At 44.5% G+C, this 14724-nt stretch carries 13 protein-coding genes and 1 tRNA gene; 13 read left to right on the plus strand and 1 reads right to left on the minus strand.

The features are described from left to right. Window positions 1-99: 99 nt before the first annotated feature. From QVA83_RS15095 to ilvN, 6 genes are all read left to right on the plus strand, one after another. Window positions 100-175: transfer RNA gene (locus QVA83_RS15095), tRNA-Gly, on the plus strand. A 790-nt stretch (window positions 176-965) separates the two neighbouring features. Next, window positions 966-4052: a TonB-dependent receptor domain-containing protein gene (locus QVA83_RS15100; RefSeq protein ID WP_014948080.1), complete on the plus strand. Its 3087-nt coding sequence runs from the start codon at window positions 966-968 to the stop codon at window positions 4050-4052. A gap of 182 nt (window positions 4053-4234) precedes the next feature. Next, the gene (locus QVA83_RS15105) at window positions 4235-4696 is read left to right on the plus strand and encodes a hotdog fold domain-containing protein (RefSeq protein WP_014975511.1); all 462 of its coding nucleotides are present in this window, start codon (window positions 4235-4237) and stop codon (window positions 4694-4696) included. Between the two features lie 233 nt (window positions 4697-4929). After that, window positions 4930-5307, plus strand: coding sequence for a MaoP family protein (locus QVA83_RS15110; protein ID WP_039225146.1), 378 nt, complete (start codon window positions 4930-4932; stop codon window positions 5305-5307). Window positions 5308-5580: 273 nt separating this feature from the next. Further along, entirely contained in the window at window positions 5581-7299 is a 1719-nt protein-coding gene (locus QVA83_RS15115) for an acetolactate synthase 3 large subunit (RefSeq protein ID WP_014975512.1), read from the plus strand. Beyond that, entirely contained in the window at window positions 7299-7796 is a 498-nt protein-coding gene (gene ilvN / locus QVA83_RS15120; protein WP_014975513.1) for an acetolactate synthase small subunit, read from the plus strand. The genes QVA83_RS15115 and ilvN overlap by 1 nt, the downstream gene beginning before the upstream one ends. 70 nt (window positions 7797-7866) lie before the next feature. Here ilvN and QVA83_RS15125 read toward each other — a convergent pair whose 3' ends face one another. Further along, window positions 7867-8928: a hypothetical protein gene (locus QVA83_RS15125; RefSeq protein WP_039225050.1), complete on the minus strand. Its 1062-nt coding sequence runs from the start codon at window positions 8926-8928 to the stop codon at window positions 7867-7869. Between the two features lie 177 nt (window positions 8929-9105). Here QVA83_RS15125 and tatA point away from each other — a divergent pair, with 177 nt between their 5' ends. From tatA to hemB, 7 genes are read left to right on the plus strand one after another with little or no spacing between them, the layout of a single operon-like run. Then, entirely contained in the window at window positions 9106-9351 is a 246-nt protein-coding gene (tatA, locus tag QVA83_RS15130) for a Sec-independent protein translocase subunit TatA (RefSeq protein WP_230633705.1), read from the plus strand. After that, on the plus strand, window positions 9351-9650 hold the full coding sequence (gene tatB / locus QVA83_RS15135) for a Sec-independent protein translocase protein TatB (protein WP_014948087.1): 300 nt from the start codon (window positions 9351-9353) through the stop codon (window positions 9648-9650). The genes tatA and tatB overlap by 1 nt, the downstream gene beginning before the upstream one ends. After that, on the plus strand, window positions 9651-10406 hold the full coding sequence (gene tatC, locus QVA83_RS15140) for a twin-arginine translocase subunit TatC (RefSeq protein WP_014948088.1): 756 nt from the start codon (window positions 9651-9653) through the stop codon (window positions 10404-10406). It begins immediately after the preceding gene. 25 nt (window positions 10407-10431) lie between these two features. Continuing rightward, window positions 10432-10974: a hypothetical protein gene (locus QVA83_RS15145; RefSeq protein ID WP_014948089.1), complete on the plus strand. Its 543-nt coding sequence runs from the start codon at window positions 10432-10434 to the stop codon at window positions 10972-10974. Further along, the gene (locus QVA83_RS15150; RefSeq protein ID WP_039225048.1) at window positions 10975-11751 is read left to right on the plus strand and encodes a TatD family hydrolase; all 777 of its coding nucleotides are present in this window, start codon (window positions 10975-10977) and stop codon (window positions 11749-11751) included. Between the two features lie 12 nt (window positions 11752-11763). Then, entirely contained in the window at window positions 11764-13662 is a 1899-nt protein-coding gene (locus tag QVA83_RS15155; RefSeq protein ID WP_287498639.1) for a sensor domain-containing diguanylate cyclase, read from the plus strand. After that, window positions 13659-14669, plus strand: a complete 1011-nt coding sequence (gene hemB / locus QVA83_RS15160; RefSeq protein ID WP_039225046.1) for a porphobilinogen synthase — start codon at window positions 13659-13661, stop codon at window positions 14667-14669. The genes QVA83_RS15155 and hemB overlap by 4 nt, the downstream gene beginning before the upstream one ends. Window positions 14670-14724: the final 55 nt, after the last annotated feature.

The following is a 14724-nucleotide window of genomic DNA, read 5'->3' on the forward strand; positions in this document are numbered from 1 at the left end:
ACCTTGCCAAGGTCGGGGTCGCGAGTTCGAATCTCGTTTCCCGCTCCAAATTCACTTGCCATAGGTAAGTACCTATAAGATGCACAGCATCGACTCTATGCGGGAATAGCTCAGTTGGTAGAGCACGACCTTGCCAAGGTCGGGGTCGCGAGTTCGAATCTCGTTTCCCGCTCCAAATTTTTCAGACACCTCAAAAAACTAAAACTTATCTAGTTTTTAAGTGCGACCCCTTAATGGGCCCGCGACCGAGTGTCGGCCAGATACCAATCTCGTTTCCCGCTCCAAATTTTCAAACATCACGAAAATCTAAACATTAGCAGATGTATTGATGCGCCCCTTTATGCGCCCGCGACCGAGTGTCGGCCATCGCTTCACAAAGCATTCAAATTAGTTTTTGCTACAAACCATAACCTCTTATGTTACTGAAAAGCACCGTGCATACTTGCTCAAGAATCGGCAAGTCGTCAGCTCTGAAAAACGGTTTAAGACCTACTTATTTAAATATACAAGGTGACCTAATTAACTGCGTAATCTTAAATTTATACGAAAGTATAAATTTGCTTGCGCTTATTGCTTCAGCGCCGATTCTGTCTGTCTTTACGCACCGTTGTGAATCCTTATTCATGACTCTTTGCACCTTCCTAGTGCGGTGCCGCCTTGATTTCAATCTAGTTCTCAATAAATCTACATTTTACGAGCTCTTTTGCACATTAAATGTGCATTCGAAAGCCGTTAGTTAAGTCTTTTTGAATATTAAATAGATTTAAGTGGGTAAATATGCATAATGCGCCGTTTTTTAGCGGTAGTTTCACTGTTTACTTGCTTTTTGATAGGCACACCATTTGCAAAATGCATTATGTAAAACGCAAATTGTAAACATATAAAAATAACCATCGCTTTTAGACTCCTCGAAAGTGCCGTAAAGAGCACTCTGGAACGAAAAAGTAATACTTGGAGAAACACACATGGCTTTTGGTTCATCAAAGCAAAACAATATTTCTGCACTAGCAATTGCAGTAGCATCTGCACTTACTGTTAGTGCATCTGCGGTTCAGGCTCAGGAAGAAGCCGCTGTTGAAGAGAAGGATGTCGAAAAAGTAGTTGTAACCGGTTCTCGCGTTGCTCAAGACTCCTCCCTGGAAGCAGCGAGCCCTGTTCTTGCCATTAATGCTGGTGATATCAAAACATCTGGTCAAATAGATTTAGGTGCCATGTTGCGTGAGTCGCCTCAACTACAGGCGTCACTGCCGGGGTCTTTTTCTGCATTTAATGGAACCCCACTAGGAGCAAGCTTACTGGACTTACGTAATCTAGGTAGTGAGCGAACCTTAGTTATGGAAAACGGTCGACGACATGTTTCAGGTATTGAGGGTACGGGCTCTGTTGATGTAAATACCATCTCTACTGCTTTACTTAGAAACGTGGAAGTCCTCACTGGTGGTGCCTCAGCTGTTTACGGCGCTGATGCGGTAACCGGTGTTGTCAACTTCAATATGAGAAACGGAGCCTCGTTCGACGGGCTAGAGCTTCGCACTCAAACAGGTGTGACTGACGATGGTGACGCAAATGAATTCTTTTTATCATTGGCCAACGGCTTTTCTACAGATAAAGGTGATTTAGTATTCGCGGTTGAATACCAAGAAACCAGCCCAGTGTATGCTAAAGATAGAGACTTCGCAGGCTCTGGTCTATATACACAAGTAGCTAATACAGAGGCTACTCAGAGTGCATTTGGTATTGATTCACGCTTCAAGAATACTTGGGTGCCAGATTACAGACTTCCAATTTCAAGTGACAGAGGTGTAATTTCATTAACTGGCAGTGCGTTTGGAGATGTCGCTGGATCTGGCGGCGTGCTAGGTTGCGGCACTATCGGAACGTCCATGTTTCCAACGTGTCAGGTAGTGGGTGAAGACGGCACCTTACGTGCCTACAATCCCGGCGATGTTTATGCTGGACCTTTCGATGCGAGTGGTGGTGATGGTGTACCGGGTAGTCCCGACGCTGAACTTATCCTTCCAGAGTCTAAAAGAGTATTAGTACAGGCAGTGTCAAATTACGAACTAAATGAATTCGTAAATTTCTTTGTAGATGCCAAATTCGTATTTAGCTCGACTAAAGAAACTAATCAGGTGAATGGTTTCAATGACGATATTCCAATCTCACTAGACAATCCGTATATTCCTGCAGCTCTACTGTCTCAAATTAATGAATTACAAGCAGAAGGTGAATCACCAAGCTTGGTAATGTCCCGCGATGTTCTTGATATAAACGCTAATTCAAACCCAGAAGCAGAACGTAAAACGTATCGTATTGTTACAGGCTTCGATGGTTATATCCCTAACACCGCTCTAGAGTACGAGGTTTTCTATAACTACGGTCGAACTGATGCCGACATTACTTCGAACTTGCGCATAGAAGACAGATACTTCGCTGCTATTGACGCTGTAACAGATCCAGCAACTGGCAATGTTGTTTGTCGCTCTGACCTAGACAGTTCTGCGCTTCCTCCTACGTCGCCGTTTCCATCTGCGAATGCGAATTTTGGGTTCTTAACTTTCCAGCCTGGTGATGGCTCTTGTGTACCAGTGAATTTGTTTGGAAAGGATTCAATCAGCGCAGAAGCGGCTAACTTTATATTCCAACCTGGCACTGAGCAGAACGATATAACGCAAGAGAATTTCTTAGCAGTAGTATCGGGCGACTCTTCTGATTTATTCGAGCTTCCGGCAGGCCCTGTTATGTTTGCTCTTGGTTACGAATGGAGAAAAGAGTCAAGTACCTATACGCCAGATCCATATTCTGCAGCAGGCTTAACCTTTGGAACATTAGACTCTCGCAACGGCCCAACCAATCCTTCTGACGGTGAGTACGATGTTTCAGAATACTTTGTAGAAGCAACTATACCTTTACTAGAAGGTGTCGATTTCGCTGAGCGATTAGAGCTGCGCACTGCATACAGAAGCTCAGACTACGACCCATATGGTACGCATGACGCTTGGACGATAGGAACAGTATGGTCACCTGTTGATACATTTAGTATTCGAACGACCTTCTCTGAAGCGGTGCGGGTTCCCAACATTAATGAAGCCTTCGCACCTACATTTGCGGCTTCACTTGGTGCAGGAGATGACCCTTGTAACCAAAACTTAATTAGTGCGGGCTCTGAGTTCAGGGAGGCGAACTGTATTGCACTGATTGGCGACGCGGTAGCTGATGGCACTTATGATTCTACTAACTTCCTGTCAGCGTTTGTTTCTGGTTCAACGGGCGGTAACCCAGACCTTGATCCTGAAGAAGCAGAAACCATCACGATTGGTACAGTGTGGAGACCAGATACAGAGCTCGACGGTATGCTGGAAGGTTTAGTAGTGACGCTAGACTACTATAATATTGAAATTGATGGCCTGATTGATAGCCTTACTGGTTTTGACATTGCATCTAACTGCGTAGACGCGCCAACAATCAACAACCAATTTTGTGACGCAATTGATCGTGATGCTACAAATGGATTTATCACAGATTTTCGTTCAGGGTTTATCAACCTTGCAGCGGTAGAGACATCTGGTATTGATTTCCGCGTAGATTATGGCTTTGAGTTGGCTAAATTAGTCGACACAGACGGAAGAATTGAATTCACTATCAACGGAACAAACTTCCTCAAAAATGATGAAGTAAGGGATGTGAGTGCACCTGACGAAGTCACAGATGTTCTTGGAACGTTTGGGCGACCAGAGTGGATCGTAAACATGAGTGCAGACTATATAATTGGTGAACTCGTTGTTGGGTGGAGAGGACGCTACGAAGGAAGCCAGCTACTTCCAGGGCTAGAAAACCAGGATATCGAGAGTGATCCTGATTTTATCAGTCAAACTCACACTGGCTCTGCGTTGGTGCATGATTTTTCTGTTTCATACACTTTTGAAGATAGCCTAGAAGTATATGGTGGTATCAATAACGCGTTTGAGGAAGATCCTTACCTTGGCACATTGTCGAGACCGGCAGGGCCTAGAGGACGCTTCTTCTATCTAGGCGTAAATTACACAATGTAACGTCTACACAGATTTAAAAAAGCAGCTTTTTAGCTGCTTTTTTTATATCTCTAAATAGGAATTTATTTGCATCACTACTTCGTTGGGATTATGTTAATGTAACTTCCGCTGGTCTAACCAGTGGCGCAGGTTTAATAATCACTCGAAAGATAAAAAGCTCCCAACTATCAGCGTGAACAACTATGTCAAAGAATTACGTACTAAATACATATAACAAATTTATGAAGCTGCCCTTTGGAAAGAAGCTATTTAGCTGGTACTCAGCGCGCAGGGCACCTTATTTTTCTACCGTTTCACCACTTATCTCAGACATTAAACCAAACTACTGTGAAGTGCTTATTAGTAAACGTAAAGCGGTAGAAAATCACATTGGAACGGTTCACGTTATTGCTATTTGCAATGGTCTGGAAATGGCCATGGGGTTCATGTGTGAAGCATCCATACCTAAAAACCTTAGGTGGATCCCAAAAGGTATGGAAGTAAAGTATCCGGCGAAAGCAGACTCAGATATTCGTTGTGTAGCAGAAGTGCCAGCTGACGCATGGAAGCCAGGTGATTTACCTATTTCTGTTAAGGCGTATAACGCTGAAGGCACCGTGGTCGTCGACGGAACTATTACGGTTTGGGTAAGTGAAAAACGCTGATATCCCACTTATATTAAAAGGCCGCGCTTGCGGCCTTTTTTATGCTCTTTTAAAACATTCAATATTAAGTTTTTACGACAGCTACTTTTCTGTTTGACAGAAAATAAAAATCCGACTAAGAATAACCTTGAAAGCGATTAAGGCGCTATATCAGTAGTCTATTTCATTCAACAGTTGGTGTTGCAATTTTGTCTGTGTTTACAACGCAGGTATTAGCGGTGGAAGAGGTTAAGATGTCTGTAATCACAAAAGAGCAAGTCGCAAGAAAACCCTTTATAGATAAGAAAAATTACCCGTACGGCTTTGCCCGTTCAGGTGATTTTTCAATTAATGAAAGTAAGCTTCTTCAGGCTCATGGTAGTTTGTTCGCTGCACTAGTGGACGGGAAAATTACGCCAGAGAATGATGAAGAACAAGCCTATTTGGAATCGGCTCTTGGTCATCGTGACCCTGCAACACCGCAAGAGAAAGCGTGGTTGAAATACCAAGCCAGAATAAACCGTCCAAAAACAGCAAGTATTTATGGCTCTAAGCGTGCTGCTGAACAAGATGTTGACGATGACGACGATATGAGCGATAACAGTGATCTTGATATCGACCTCGATGATTAAGCTTATGCCTTTATGCATCTAAAACGTGTAAAGGCGCCTCTCTTAAAGCAACTATGTTTATTGGTTGCGCTGTTAAAATCGTGTAAATAAATATCCTATTTTCTGTCAAAATTACACTTAAGTCGAAATATTTATCCTAATTATTGCGAATATTGGGATATATATCTCACTTTTACGCAATTTGGTGTTTTATCTTCCTATTACCTTAGATATAGTCGGGGCATCGTCAACGTACGCTGACAAACCCCCCAACCCATTACAGGAGAAAGCACTGTGAAAATGATGTCGGGCGCAGCCATGGTGGTTGAAGCGCTAAAAGATGTAGGAGTGACACACGTGTTCGGTTACCCAGGTGGTGCCGTATTAGACATTTATGATGCGTTATTTGCGCAAGATGATGTCAAACACGTCCTCGTACGTCATGAACAGGCAGCCGCCCACATGGCGGATGGTTATGCACGTTCAACTGGCAAAACCGGCACAGTGCTCGTCACATCAGGTCCAGGCGCTACGAATACTATTACAGGTATTGCTACTGCATATATGGACTCTATTCCGATGGTTATTTTATCGGGACAGGTGCCGTCGAAGCATATTGGTGAAGACGCATTCCAAGAAACTGACATGGTGGGGTGCTCACGCCCTATCGTTAAGCACAGCTTTTTGGTAAAGCGCGCGGTTGATATCCCAGAAGCGATTGCTAAAGCTTATTATATTGCCAACACAGGTCGTCCTGGCCCGGTGGTAGTAGATTTGCCAAAAGATATTGTGAACGTAGCAGAAGAACACCCGTACGTGTTCCCAACTGACGTGACCATGCGTTCTTACAACCCAACTGAAAAAGGCCATCCTAAACAGGTCAAAAAGGCAGTTGAGTCGTTACTTAAAGCAGAACGTCCCGTACTGTATGTAGGTGGTGGAGCTGTAGCTTGCGATGCGTCTGCAAAGGTTATTGAGTTAGCCGAGAAGCTTAATGCACCGGTAACTTGTACGCTAATGGGTCTTGGTGCTATGCCGGGTACACACAAGCAATTTATCGGCATGCTAGGTATGCACGGTACGCTTGAAGCGAACAAGACCATGCATAATGCCGATTGCATCATTGCACTAGGTGCACGTTTTGATGACCGTGTTACTAATAACGTTGATAAGTTCTGCCCACATGCGGATATTATTCACGTTGATATTGACCCAGCATCGATTTCTAAAACCGTAAATGCGCATATTCCTGTAGTAGGTTCGGTAGATAAAGTACTTGATCAAATCTTAAGTCAGGTAAATAAGAAAGACTTATCAGGTCAAAGCGAAAAGCTGGCCGATTGGTGGCAACAAATTGAAACCTGGCGCGCTCGTCAGTGCTTAAACTACGCACAGGGCGAAGAGGTAATTAAGCCTCAGCGCGTTATCGAAGCCTTGTACAAACACACAGACGGTAAAGCCTACGTAAGTTCTGACGTAGGTCAGCACCAAATGTTTGCTGCGCTTTATTATCCTTATGATAAACCGCGTCAGTGGATCAACTCAGGTGGTCTTGGCACCATGGGCTTTGGTTTACCGGCTGCAATGGGTGTGCAGTTTGCGCACCCAGGTTCAACCTCTGTGGTAGTAACGGGTGACGGCAGTATTCAAATGAATATTCAAGAGCTATCTACTTGTTTGCAGTACAACCTGCCTATCAAGATTATCTCATTGAATAACCGTGCCCTAGGTATGGTTCGTCAGTGGCAGGATATGATTTATAAAGGACGTCACTCACACTCTTACATGGATTCAATGCCTGACTTTGTGAAGTTGGCAGAAGCTTACGGACACGTGGGCATTAAAGTAGACAAGCTTGACGAGCTAGACGCAGCAATGGAGAAATGTTTCAGTTACACAGATCGCTTAGTGTTTATGGACATAGCAGTAGACCAAAACGAACACGTATATCCAATGCAAATTAAGTTTGGCGCAATGGATGACATGCGCTTAAGCAAGACGGAGCGAACCTGATGAAACGTATTATCTCTGTATTAATGGAAAACGCCCCTGGCGCACTATCTCGTATCGTTGGTGTATTCTCACAACGTGGTTACAACGTCGACTCACTGTGTGTGGCACCAACCGACGACGCGAGCCTTTCGCGTCTAACGATTATCACGCACGGCGACGACAAAGTCATAGAGCAAATTACTAAGCAAGTGAATAAGCTTATTGATGTGCTAAAAGTGGTAGACCTTACTGAAGGTACGCACATTGAACGCGAACTTATGCTGATTAAAGTCGCGACTCGCACAGAGTCGGTACGTGCTGAAGTGAAGCGGAACTCTGATATCTTCCGTGCGCGTATTGTGGATGTGAACGTAAACAACTACACCATTGAAATTACGGGCACCACAGATAAGCTAGATGCATTTGCCACGACTATGGGGCAGTGTGCTGAAATTATCGAATCATCGCGCACCGGTGTGTGTGGGCTTGCTCGAGGTGATAGGGCGCTTCGTCCTTAAATTTATTCCCGCAAAGCGTTTTTTCGAAAGGCTGTCAGTAGACAGCCTTTTTTCATTCTAAGGAATTACCCTAAGTATCGCGCCCATAATAGGCTTCTACGCGCAGGGCTACGCCGTATGAGGTTTTAAAATCCTCTTCACGTAGCCATAAAACGAAAGGCTCTACCTCAAAGAATAGCCAATCGCGCAGCATGTTGTTACGCCACCTAAACCCGCCATAGACTTCTTCTACGCGAAAGTTGGGTTGGCTAAGCCCTTCCACCATAAAGTGAGGAATAACGGCGTTGTGTTGATCTACCGAAAACAAATGGTGAACCTCGTGACGCCATAGCCAGTCGTTGGTATCGTCGCGGTAGTAGTAGCGATTATTTTGTCGAACCAGGTGCTTTTTATTGATTTCATATTGAAAAGCGACGCCCACCTCCGCACCCAAACGGTCACGGGTGTAATAGTAAAGTTCGGCGTCGTATAGCATGGCCCATTGTTTAGAAAAGGCAAAAGCATCTCTGTATCGGGTCATCGCATAGAGTTGGTCGCGGCGACCAGCACCAATTCTAAATGAGTAGTGAGAGTCTTGCTCAGGACGAAAGCGAAGCGCGATGGTCGTTCGATCGCGGTTGTTATTGCCGGTATCCCTCGCGGCTCGTATTGTGTTGTTCTGTGTCTCGTCTTCGTTATCACTTAATAGTAAATCAACGCGTTCTTTTAAAGCCGGTAGGCGAACTCTTACCCTGAAGCGCAAATCCGTATCCGAGAGCATGCCACTTCTTGGCTCCCAGGCAAGTTGAACACGACCTTCGGCTCTGGCTTCCTTCTGTCCTGAAGCACCTATTTCATCTGAACTTTCAAACAAACCATCAAGCTGTTTTACGGTGAAGTCCATGGTGTCGGTGAAGCTACGCTGCCAAATATCAAACCATTGCTCATTAGGTATTGAAGGAGGCAAGGAGTGTGTACTTTCTTTTGTCGAGTTAGCGCGGTTAGAAAGCGTATTTTCTGGCCGAGCAATATCCCGATAGGTTATACCTACACTGGTCGCATTTACGGGGGAGTTCAACGTGTCAGCAGCTGAGTCAGGTGCAACAGGTAAAGCGAGCAATAAATGGCAATAGACCACGGTAAGGCATAGCATTGCTCACTAACTCCTTGTAAAAATTAGCATAGTTGAATGTTTCGACCATTCGCATTGGGGATATACAGAGCATGGATTGTCCCAACCAAAACGTCAATCTTTATTCATTGAAGTAAATATTCAGGTGAAAGCATCAGCAGGCAATGGCATACTGTGCCAATCGATGTAAGGGAGATTATTTTTATGGGTGGTATTAGTGTTTGGCAGTTGCTGATCATACTGGTTATTGTGGTGCTTTTATTTGGTACGAAGCGTCTTAAAGGTATAGGTACTGATTTAGGCGGCGCAATCAAAGGCTTCAAAAAAGCAGTCACCGAAGAAGACAAAGACGCAGACTTTGAACAAAAGAAGCAAGTTGAAGAAAAGTCAGCAGCAGAGCCTGTTTCAACTAAGACGCAGAGCGACGTTAAAGAAAAATCCTAATGTTCGATATCGGCTTTTGGGAGCTATTGGTTATCGGTGTACTGGCGCTGCTTATTTTAGGGCCAGAAAGATTACCGGGTGCCATGCGCTCAACTATAAATACAATTCGTAGCGTGCGTAATGTAGCAACGGGCTTTAAGCAAGAAGTTGAGCATCAGTTGCGCGTGCACGAATTGCATGAAAATTTGAAAAAAGCAGAGCAGCAAGGGCTTAAAGATCTTTCACCTGAACTTGAACAAAGCGTCGATGAGCTAAAAAAAGCTGCAGAGTCGGTTCAAGAACCTTATAAAAAGCAATAGATGTCTGACGCTAATAACCTTATTTCTCATTTAATTGAATTGCGTAGCCGTATTCTCAAAGCCCTTTTGAGCGTACTTATCGTCTTCATTTGTCTTGCGGCGTTTGCGCAAGACCTTTATAAGCTATTGGCGATGCCATTGCTTGAAGCCTTACCTGAAAATGCGAGCATGATTGCAACCGACGTTGCATCACCTTTCTTTGCTCCGTTTAAACTTACACTGGTGTTATCGTTTTTTATTGCTATTCCCTACGTGCTCTATCAAGTATGGGGGTTTGTGGCTCCGGGTTTGTACAGAAATGAAAAGCGCCTGGTAGCGCCTTTACTACTTTCCAGTACGCTGCTGTTTTACGCAGGAATGGCGTTTGCCTACTTTGTGGTATTTCCAATAGCGTTCGCGTTTTTTACAAGCGTAGCACCTGAAGGTGTAACGGTAAGTACAGATATATCCAGTTATTTGAACTTCGTCTTGAAACTGTTCTTTGCATTTGGGGTCTCATTCGAGATACCGATAGCTATTATCTTAATGTGCTGGACTGGGGTAACGGATGCTAAGTCTTTACGAGCCAAGCGCCCGTACGTGGTTGTTGGTGCATTCGTGGTTGGCATGTTGCTAACACCGCCAGATGTTATCTCTCAAACATTATTAGCTATTCCAATGTGGTTGCTATTTGAAGTAGGGGTTATTGTTGGAGGATTTTACGCGGGTAAAACACCAAAAGACGATACATCTACTGAAACAACAGACAACACATAGATGTCAAAAAAAGAAAGGAATAAAAATGAAAACCCGACTGCTATCTCTTGCCACTATTCTGTGCGCGTTTGGGGCGTTTAATGTACAAGCTGAGACAGTTGCTGATGCATTGGAGAAATGTCGCAACACGGATAATAGTTTAAAGCGACTTATGTGCTATGACAGCGTCGCGAAATCACTCAACAAGTACGAAGGTTCAGACGCTCAGATTGAGCAACTGCAGGCCTACAAGAGCAACAATGGTAATCAGATGAAGCCTCGCCCAGCGCCTGTCGCTCAGGGACAAGTTCAAGCCTCAGAACCTAAGAATGACTTTGGACTTGAACATAAGCGAGATTTGTCTGACGAAGCTTCTGAGATTGCGGTCACTATCGCTTCGATCAAGAAGAATGTGCGTGATAAGCATGTTATAACTTTCAGCGATGGTTCTGTATGGCAGCAAACTGATGGAACCTATATGAAGCTTAAGGAAGGTCAGTCGGTAGCCGTAGAAAGGGGCTTATTGGGTGCATTTTTCTTAAGTGTAGAAGGGCTTAACAAGCGCATGAAAGTGAAACGCGTAAAATAAATGCCTTGGTTTGATGCTGGCGTCAACTTGCTTGATAAGCGATTTGACGCCGATGAAGTTATACAACGAGCAAAAGATGCAGGGGTAGAAAAACTCTGCATTATCACCACGCACCCCAGTGAATGGGACGCCGCAGTAGCGCTATATAATAAGTATCCAACCCAATGCTGTTACACTATCGGTGTCCATCCTCACAATGCAAAAGATGTCACGCCAAGTGATTACAAGCGGTTACGCGAACTTGCACAACAGAAAGGGTGTGTTGCAATTGGTGAATGTGGTCTGGATTTTAATCGCAATTTCTCACCACAGCCCGTTCAGTTGGCAGTGTTCGAAGCCCAGTTAGACATTGCGGCTGCATTAGACTTACCCGTGTATTTACATGAAAGGGATGCGTTTGACGAACAAGTCGCGTTATTAACCGAGTATATGCCTCGTATAAAAGGTGGTATTGCCCACTGTTTTACTGGGAATGCAGAGCAGGTTCAGCACTACCTTGCGCTGGGGCTTTATATTGGTATTACTGGCTGGGTATGTGATGAGAAGCGAGGCGAAGCACTACGCGAAGCCGTGAAGTCTATACCTTTAAACCGTCTTATTCTTGAAACAGATGCGCCTTATCTGTTTCCCAAAACCCTTCGACCGAGAAAACGTAATAACGAACCTGCTTTTCTACCCCATATCGCTAAACAATTAGGCGAATATCTGCAAGTTGAGACTGATAAATTACGTATTAGCAGTTATGCTAATAGCTGTGAGTTGTTTTCTCTCAGCTAAACATAGGTTTATATGCAGACAAATCTGAAAGCGATGCGCAAGTATGATGCGGGTCTTATTCTAATCACCCTAGTGGCCGTCGTTGCATTTGTGTCTGTGTTGTTTAGTTTGTCTCCTAACACCAGTGCAACACCACGTTTCTCGCAGCTTACTTATCTCAATGTAGATAATGGCAATGCGCTCGATTTTACTACCATTACTCAAACGCCGCTTACCGACTGGACACCAATATCTTCACCCATTAACTTGGGTATGAACACAAACGTACATTGGTTTTCAATGGTCATTGCGCCAACACAAAGCAATGAAAGTCGATTTCTATTGCACATCGACTATCCCCTTTTAGATAGTTTAGACGTTGCGATTTACAGCCAAATAGGCAGCACGCCTATTGCTACTTATTCAGGTGGCGATGGCCTGCACTTTGACAACCGGCCCGTTTCTCATGTGAAGCCACTATTCCCCCTACCAGTAAGCGCTCAGTCGCAGCGGGTGATTATTCGAGTACAAACCTCTGGCAGCGTCCGCCTTCCCATTCGTATATGGGAAGAAACAGAGTTTATTGCCTATACATCAAGCCGTAACCTGGCATTGGGGATATTTTTTGGCATCTTGGTAGCAATGGGCGTGAGTAACGCATTTTTAACGGTAACGACAAGTAACGTGTCGTTCCTTTATTACTCTGGCTATGTAATGAGTTTGGCGCTTATATTGGCGACGTTACACGGCTACGGCTTCTCCTATATGTGGCCGGGAAGCACATGGTTTCAAGGTAAAGCAATTCTTGTGTTTGCTAACGCGACTATTATGTTTGCGGCGATGTTTACGCGAAGCCTACTACCTATTAGAGCCCACAGCGTAAAGCTAGATAAAATCACACAGGCAATCAGTTGGGTGTGCGGGTTAAGTATAATCCTCGGCCTTATCTTGCCTTACTCGTTCATGATAAAGGCGTTCCTGTTACTGCTTAGCCTCATCGTTATTTTTACTCTTGGGTTAGGTATTTGGCTAACGCTCAAAGGGGTGGTCGTAGCACGTTATTTTACCATTGCGTGGGGTTTTCTATTAATTAGTGGGCTAAGTGCGAGCCTTGATAACGTTAATATTATTCAGTTGCCTATTTCGTCAAATAACCTGCTGATCATTGGTGGCGCGGTTGAAACGCTCATCTTGGCACTTATCTTAGCGATTAATTATAGCCACAGTCGCGATGATCTCATTGAGGCGCAGCAGTTCGCGCTAGAACAGGAAAAACAGGCAAATACCGCCAAAGAGAACTTACTTGAAGTACAAAAGCGTTATCAAGATGACCTGGAGTATAAAGTACAAGAACGCACGTTAGAGCTAGAAATTACGTTACGCGAATTGTCTGAAGTTAACCAAGAATTGGAAAGGTTAAATGCAATAGATCCGCTCACGGGAGCGCACAACCGTCGACATTTCGATAAGCGTCTGCGTTCTGAAGGGCGACGCAGTAGACGTGAGCAAACACCATTATCTCTCATCATTGTTGACGTGGATCATTTTAAGCAAATTAATGATAAACACGGACATGATGGTGGTGACGCTTGCTTAATTCACGTCACCAATGTCTTTCAGAAGCACATCCATCGCCCTACAGATGACTTGTGTCGCATAGGTGGTGAAGAGTTTGCCATTATATTGCCTAATACCGATCTTGAAGGCGCTTTTCACGTTGCCGAAAATATGCGAGATAGCCTTGCGTCGACCCCACTTGATTACGAAGGGGAAACCATTAAGCTAACTGCAAGCGCGGGCGTTTCTACAACCATTATTCTTGATGAAGAGCACGCGCAAAATCTTTTCAAGTTCGCCGACGAATGCCTTTACGAAGCCAAGGCTGCGGGCCGCAATACAGTAATACATAAACATTTACAGGAAAAACTATGACATCTTCACCTTTCCCTCAAAGAAGAATGCGCAGACTACGCGCCAAAGATGCTTTAAGAGGGCTTGTGGCAGAGCACCGTTTAACCACTGACGATCTCATTTACCCTGTTTTTGTACTACCCGGTGAGAACGCACGAGAAGCCGTACCTTCTATGCCTGGTGTGGAAAGACTTTCTATCGATTTGCTAGTGCAAGAAACGGCGAAATGGGTAGAGCTGGGCATTAGAACGATTGCGCTTTTCCCTGTGACACCTATGTCTCTTAAAACCGAGTGTGCAAGCGAAGCGTTCAATCCTGAAGGGCTTGCTCAGCAAGCTATGAGAGCGCTCAAAAAGGCGTTTCCTGAAGTAATGCTGATGTCTGATATCGCATTAGATCCATTTACGTCTCATGGTCAAGATGGTCTCTTAGACGAAACTGGTTATGTGATGAACGACGAAACAGTCGAGGTGCTCATTAAGCAAGCGTTATCGCATGCTGAAGCTGGCGCTGATATTGTTGCGCCTTCTGACATGATGGATGGGCGCATTGGCAGTATCCGAAAAGCACTTGAAGAAGCAGGTCACATCAATACGTGTATTATGGCTTATTCTGCTAAATACGCGTCTGCGTACTACGGTCCATTTCGTGATGCCGTCGGCTCCGCTGCAAATATAAAGGGCGGCAACAAGAAAACCTATCAAATGGATCCTGCCAACACCGATGAAGCACTCCACGAAATTGCGCTTGATATAGAAGAGGGCGCTGACATGGTAATGGTGAAGCCAGGTATGCCGTATTTAGATGTTGTGCGTCGTTGTAAAGACGAATTTAAAGTACCGACATTCGCCTATCAAGTAAGTGGCGAGTACGCTATGCATCAAGCTGCTTTTGCTAATGGTTGGCTAAATGAAGACGCGGTAATCCTAGAATCGTTATTAGCGTTTAAGCGCGCTGGCGCAGACGGGATTCTGACTTATTTCGCTCCGCAAGCTGCTGCGCTTTTAGCGAAGCAAAACGACAAGTAATACCAACAACCAAAGGTTCGACAACAAAAAAGCCGTGCAATGCACGGCTTTTTTT

This window comes from Alteromonas sp. AO-Serp (assembly GCF_017849675.1).
GTDB classification, from domain to species: Bacteria; Pseudomonadota; Gammaproteobacteria; order Enterobacterales; family Alteromonadaceae; genus Alteromonas; species Alteromonas macleodii.

Excerpts from the sequence above, each read along its gene's own strand:
- QVA83_RS15100 (WP_014948080.1), top strand. The coding sequence starts at position 966 with ATGGCTTTTGGTTCATCAAAGCAAAACAATATTTCTGCACTAGCAATT.
- QVA83_RS15105 (WP_014975511.1), top strand. The coding sequence starts at position 4,235 with ATGTCAAAGAATTACGTACTAAATACATATAACAAATTTATGAAGCTG.
- QVA83_RS15110 (WP_039225146.1), top strand. The coding sequence starts at position 4,930 with ATGTCTGTAATCACAAAAGAGCAAGTCGCAAGAAAACCCTTTATAGAT.
- ilvN (WP_014975513.1), top strand. The coding sequence starts at position 7,299 with ATGAAACGTATTATCTCTGTATTAATGGAAAACGCCCCTGGCGCACTA.
- QVA83_RS15125 (WP_039225050.1), bottom strand. The coding sequence starts at position 8,928 with ATGCTATGCCTTACCGTGGTCTATTGCCATTTATTGCTCGCTTTACCT.
- tatB (WP_014948087.1), top strand. The coding sequence starts at position 9,351 with ATGTTCGATATCGGCTTTTGGGAGCTATTGGTTATCGGTGTACTGGCG.
- tatC (WP_014948088.1), top strand. The coding sequence starts at position 9,651 with ATGTCTGACGCTAATAACCTTATTTCTCATTTAATTGAATTGCGTAGC.
- QVA83_RS15145 (WP_014948089.1), top strand. The coding sequence starts at position 10,432 with ATGAAAACCCGACTGCTATCTCTTGCCACTATTCTGTGCGCGTTTGGG.
- QVA83_RS15150 (WP_039225048.1), top strand. The coding sequence starts at position 10,975 with ATGCCTTGGTTTGATGCTGGCGTCAACTTGCTTGATAAGCGATTTGAC.
- QVA83_RS15155 (WP_287498639.1), top strand. The coding sequence starts at position 11,764 with ATGCAGACAAATCTGAAAGCGATGCGCAAGTATGATGCGGGTCTTATT.
- hemB (WP_039225046.1), top strand. The coding sequence starts at position 13,659 with ATGACATCTTCACCTTTCCCTCAAAGAAGAATGCGCAGACTACGCGCC.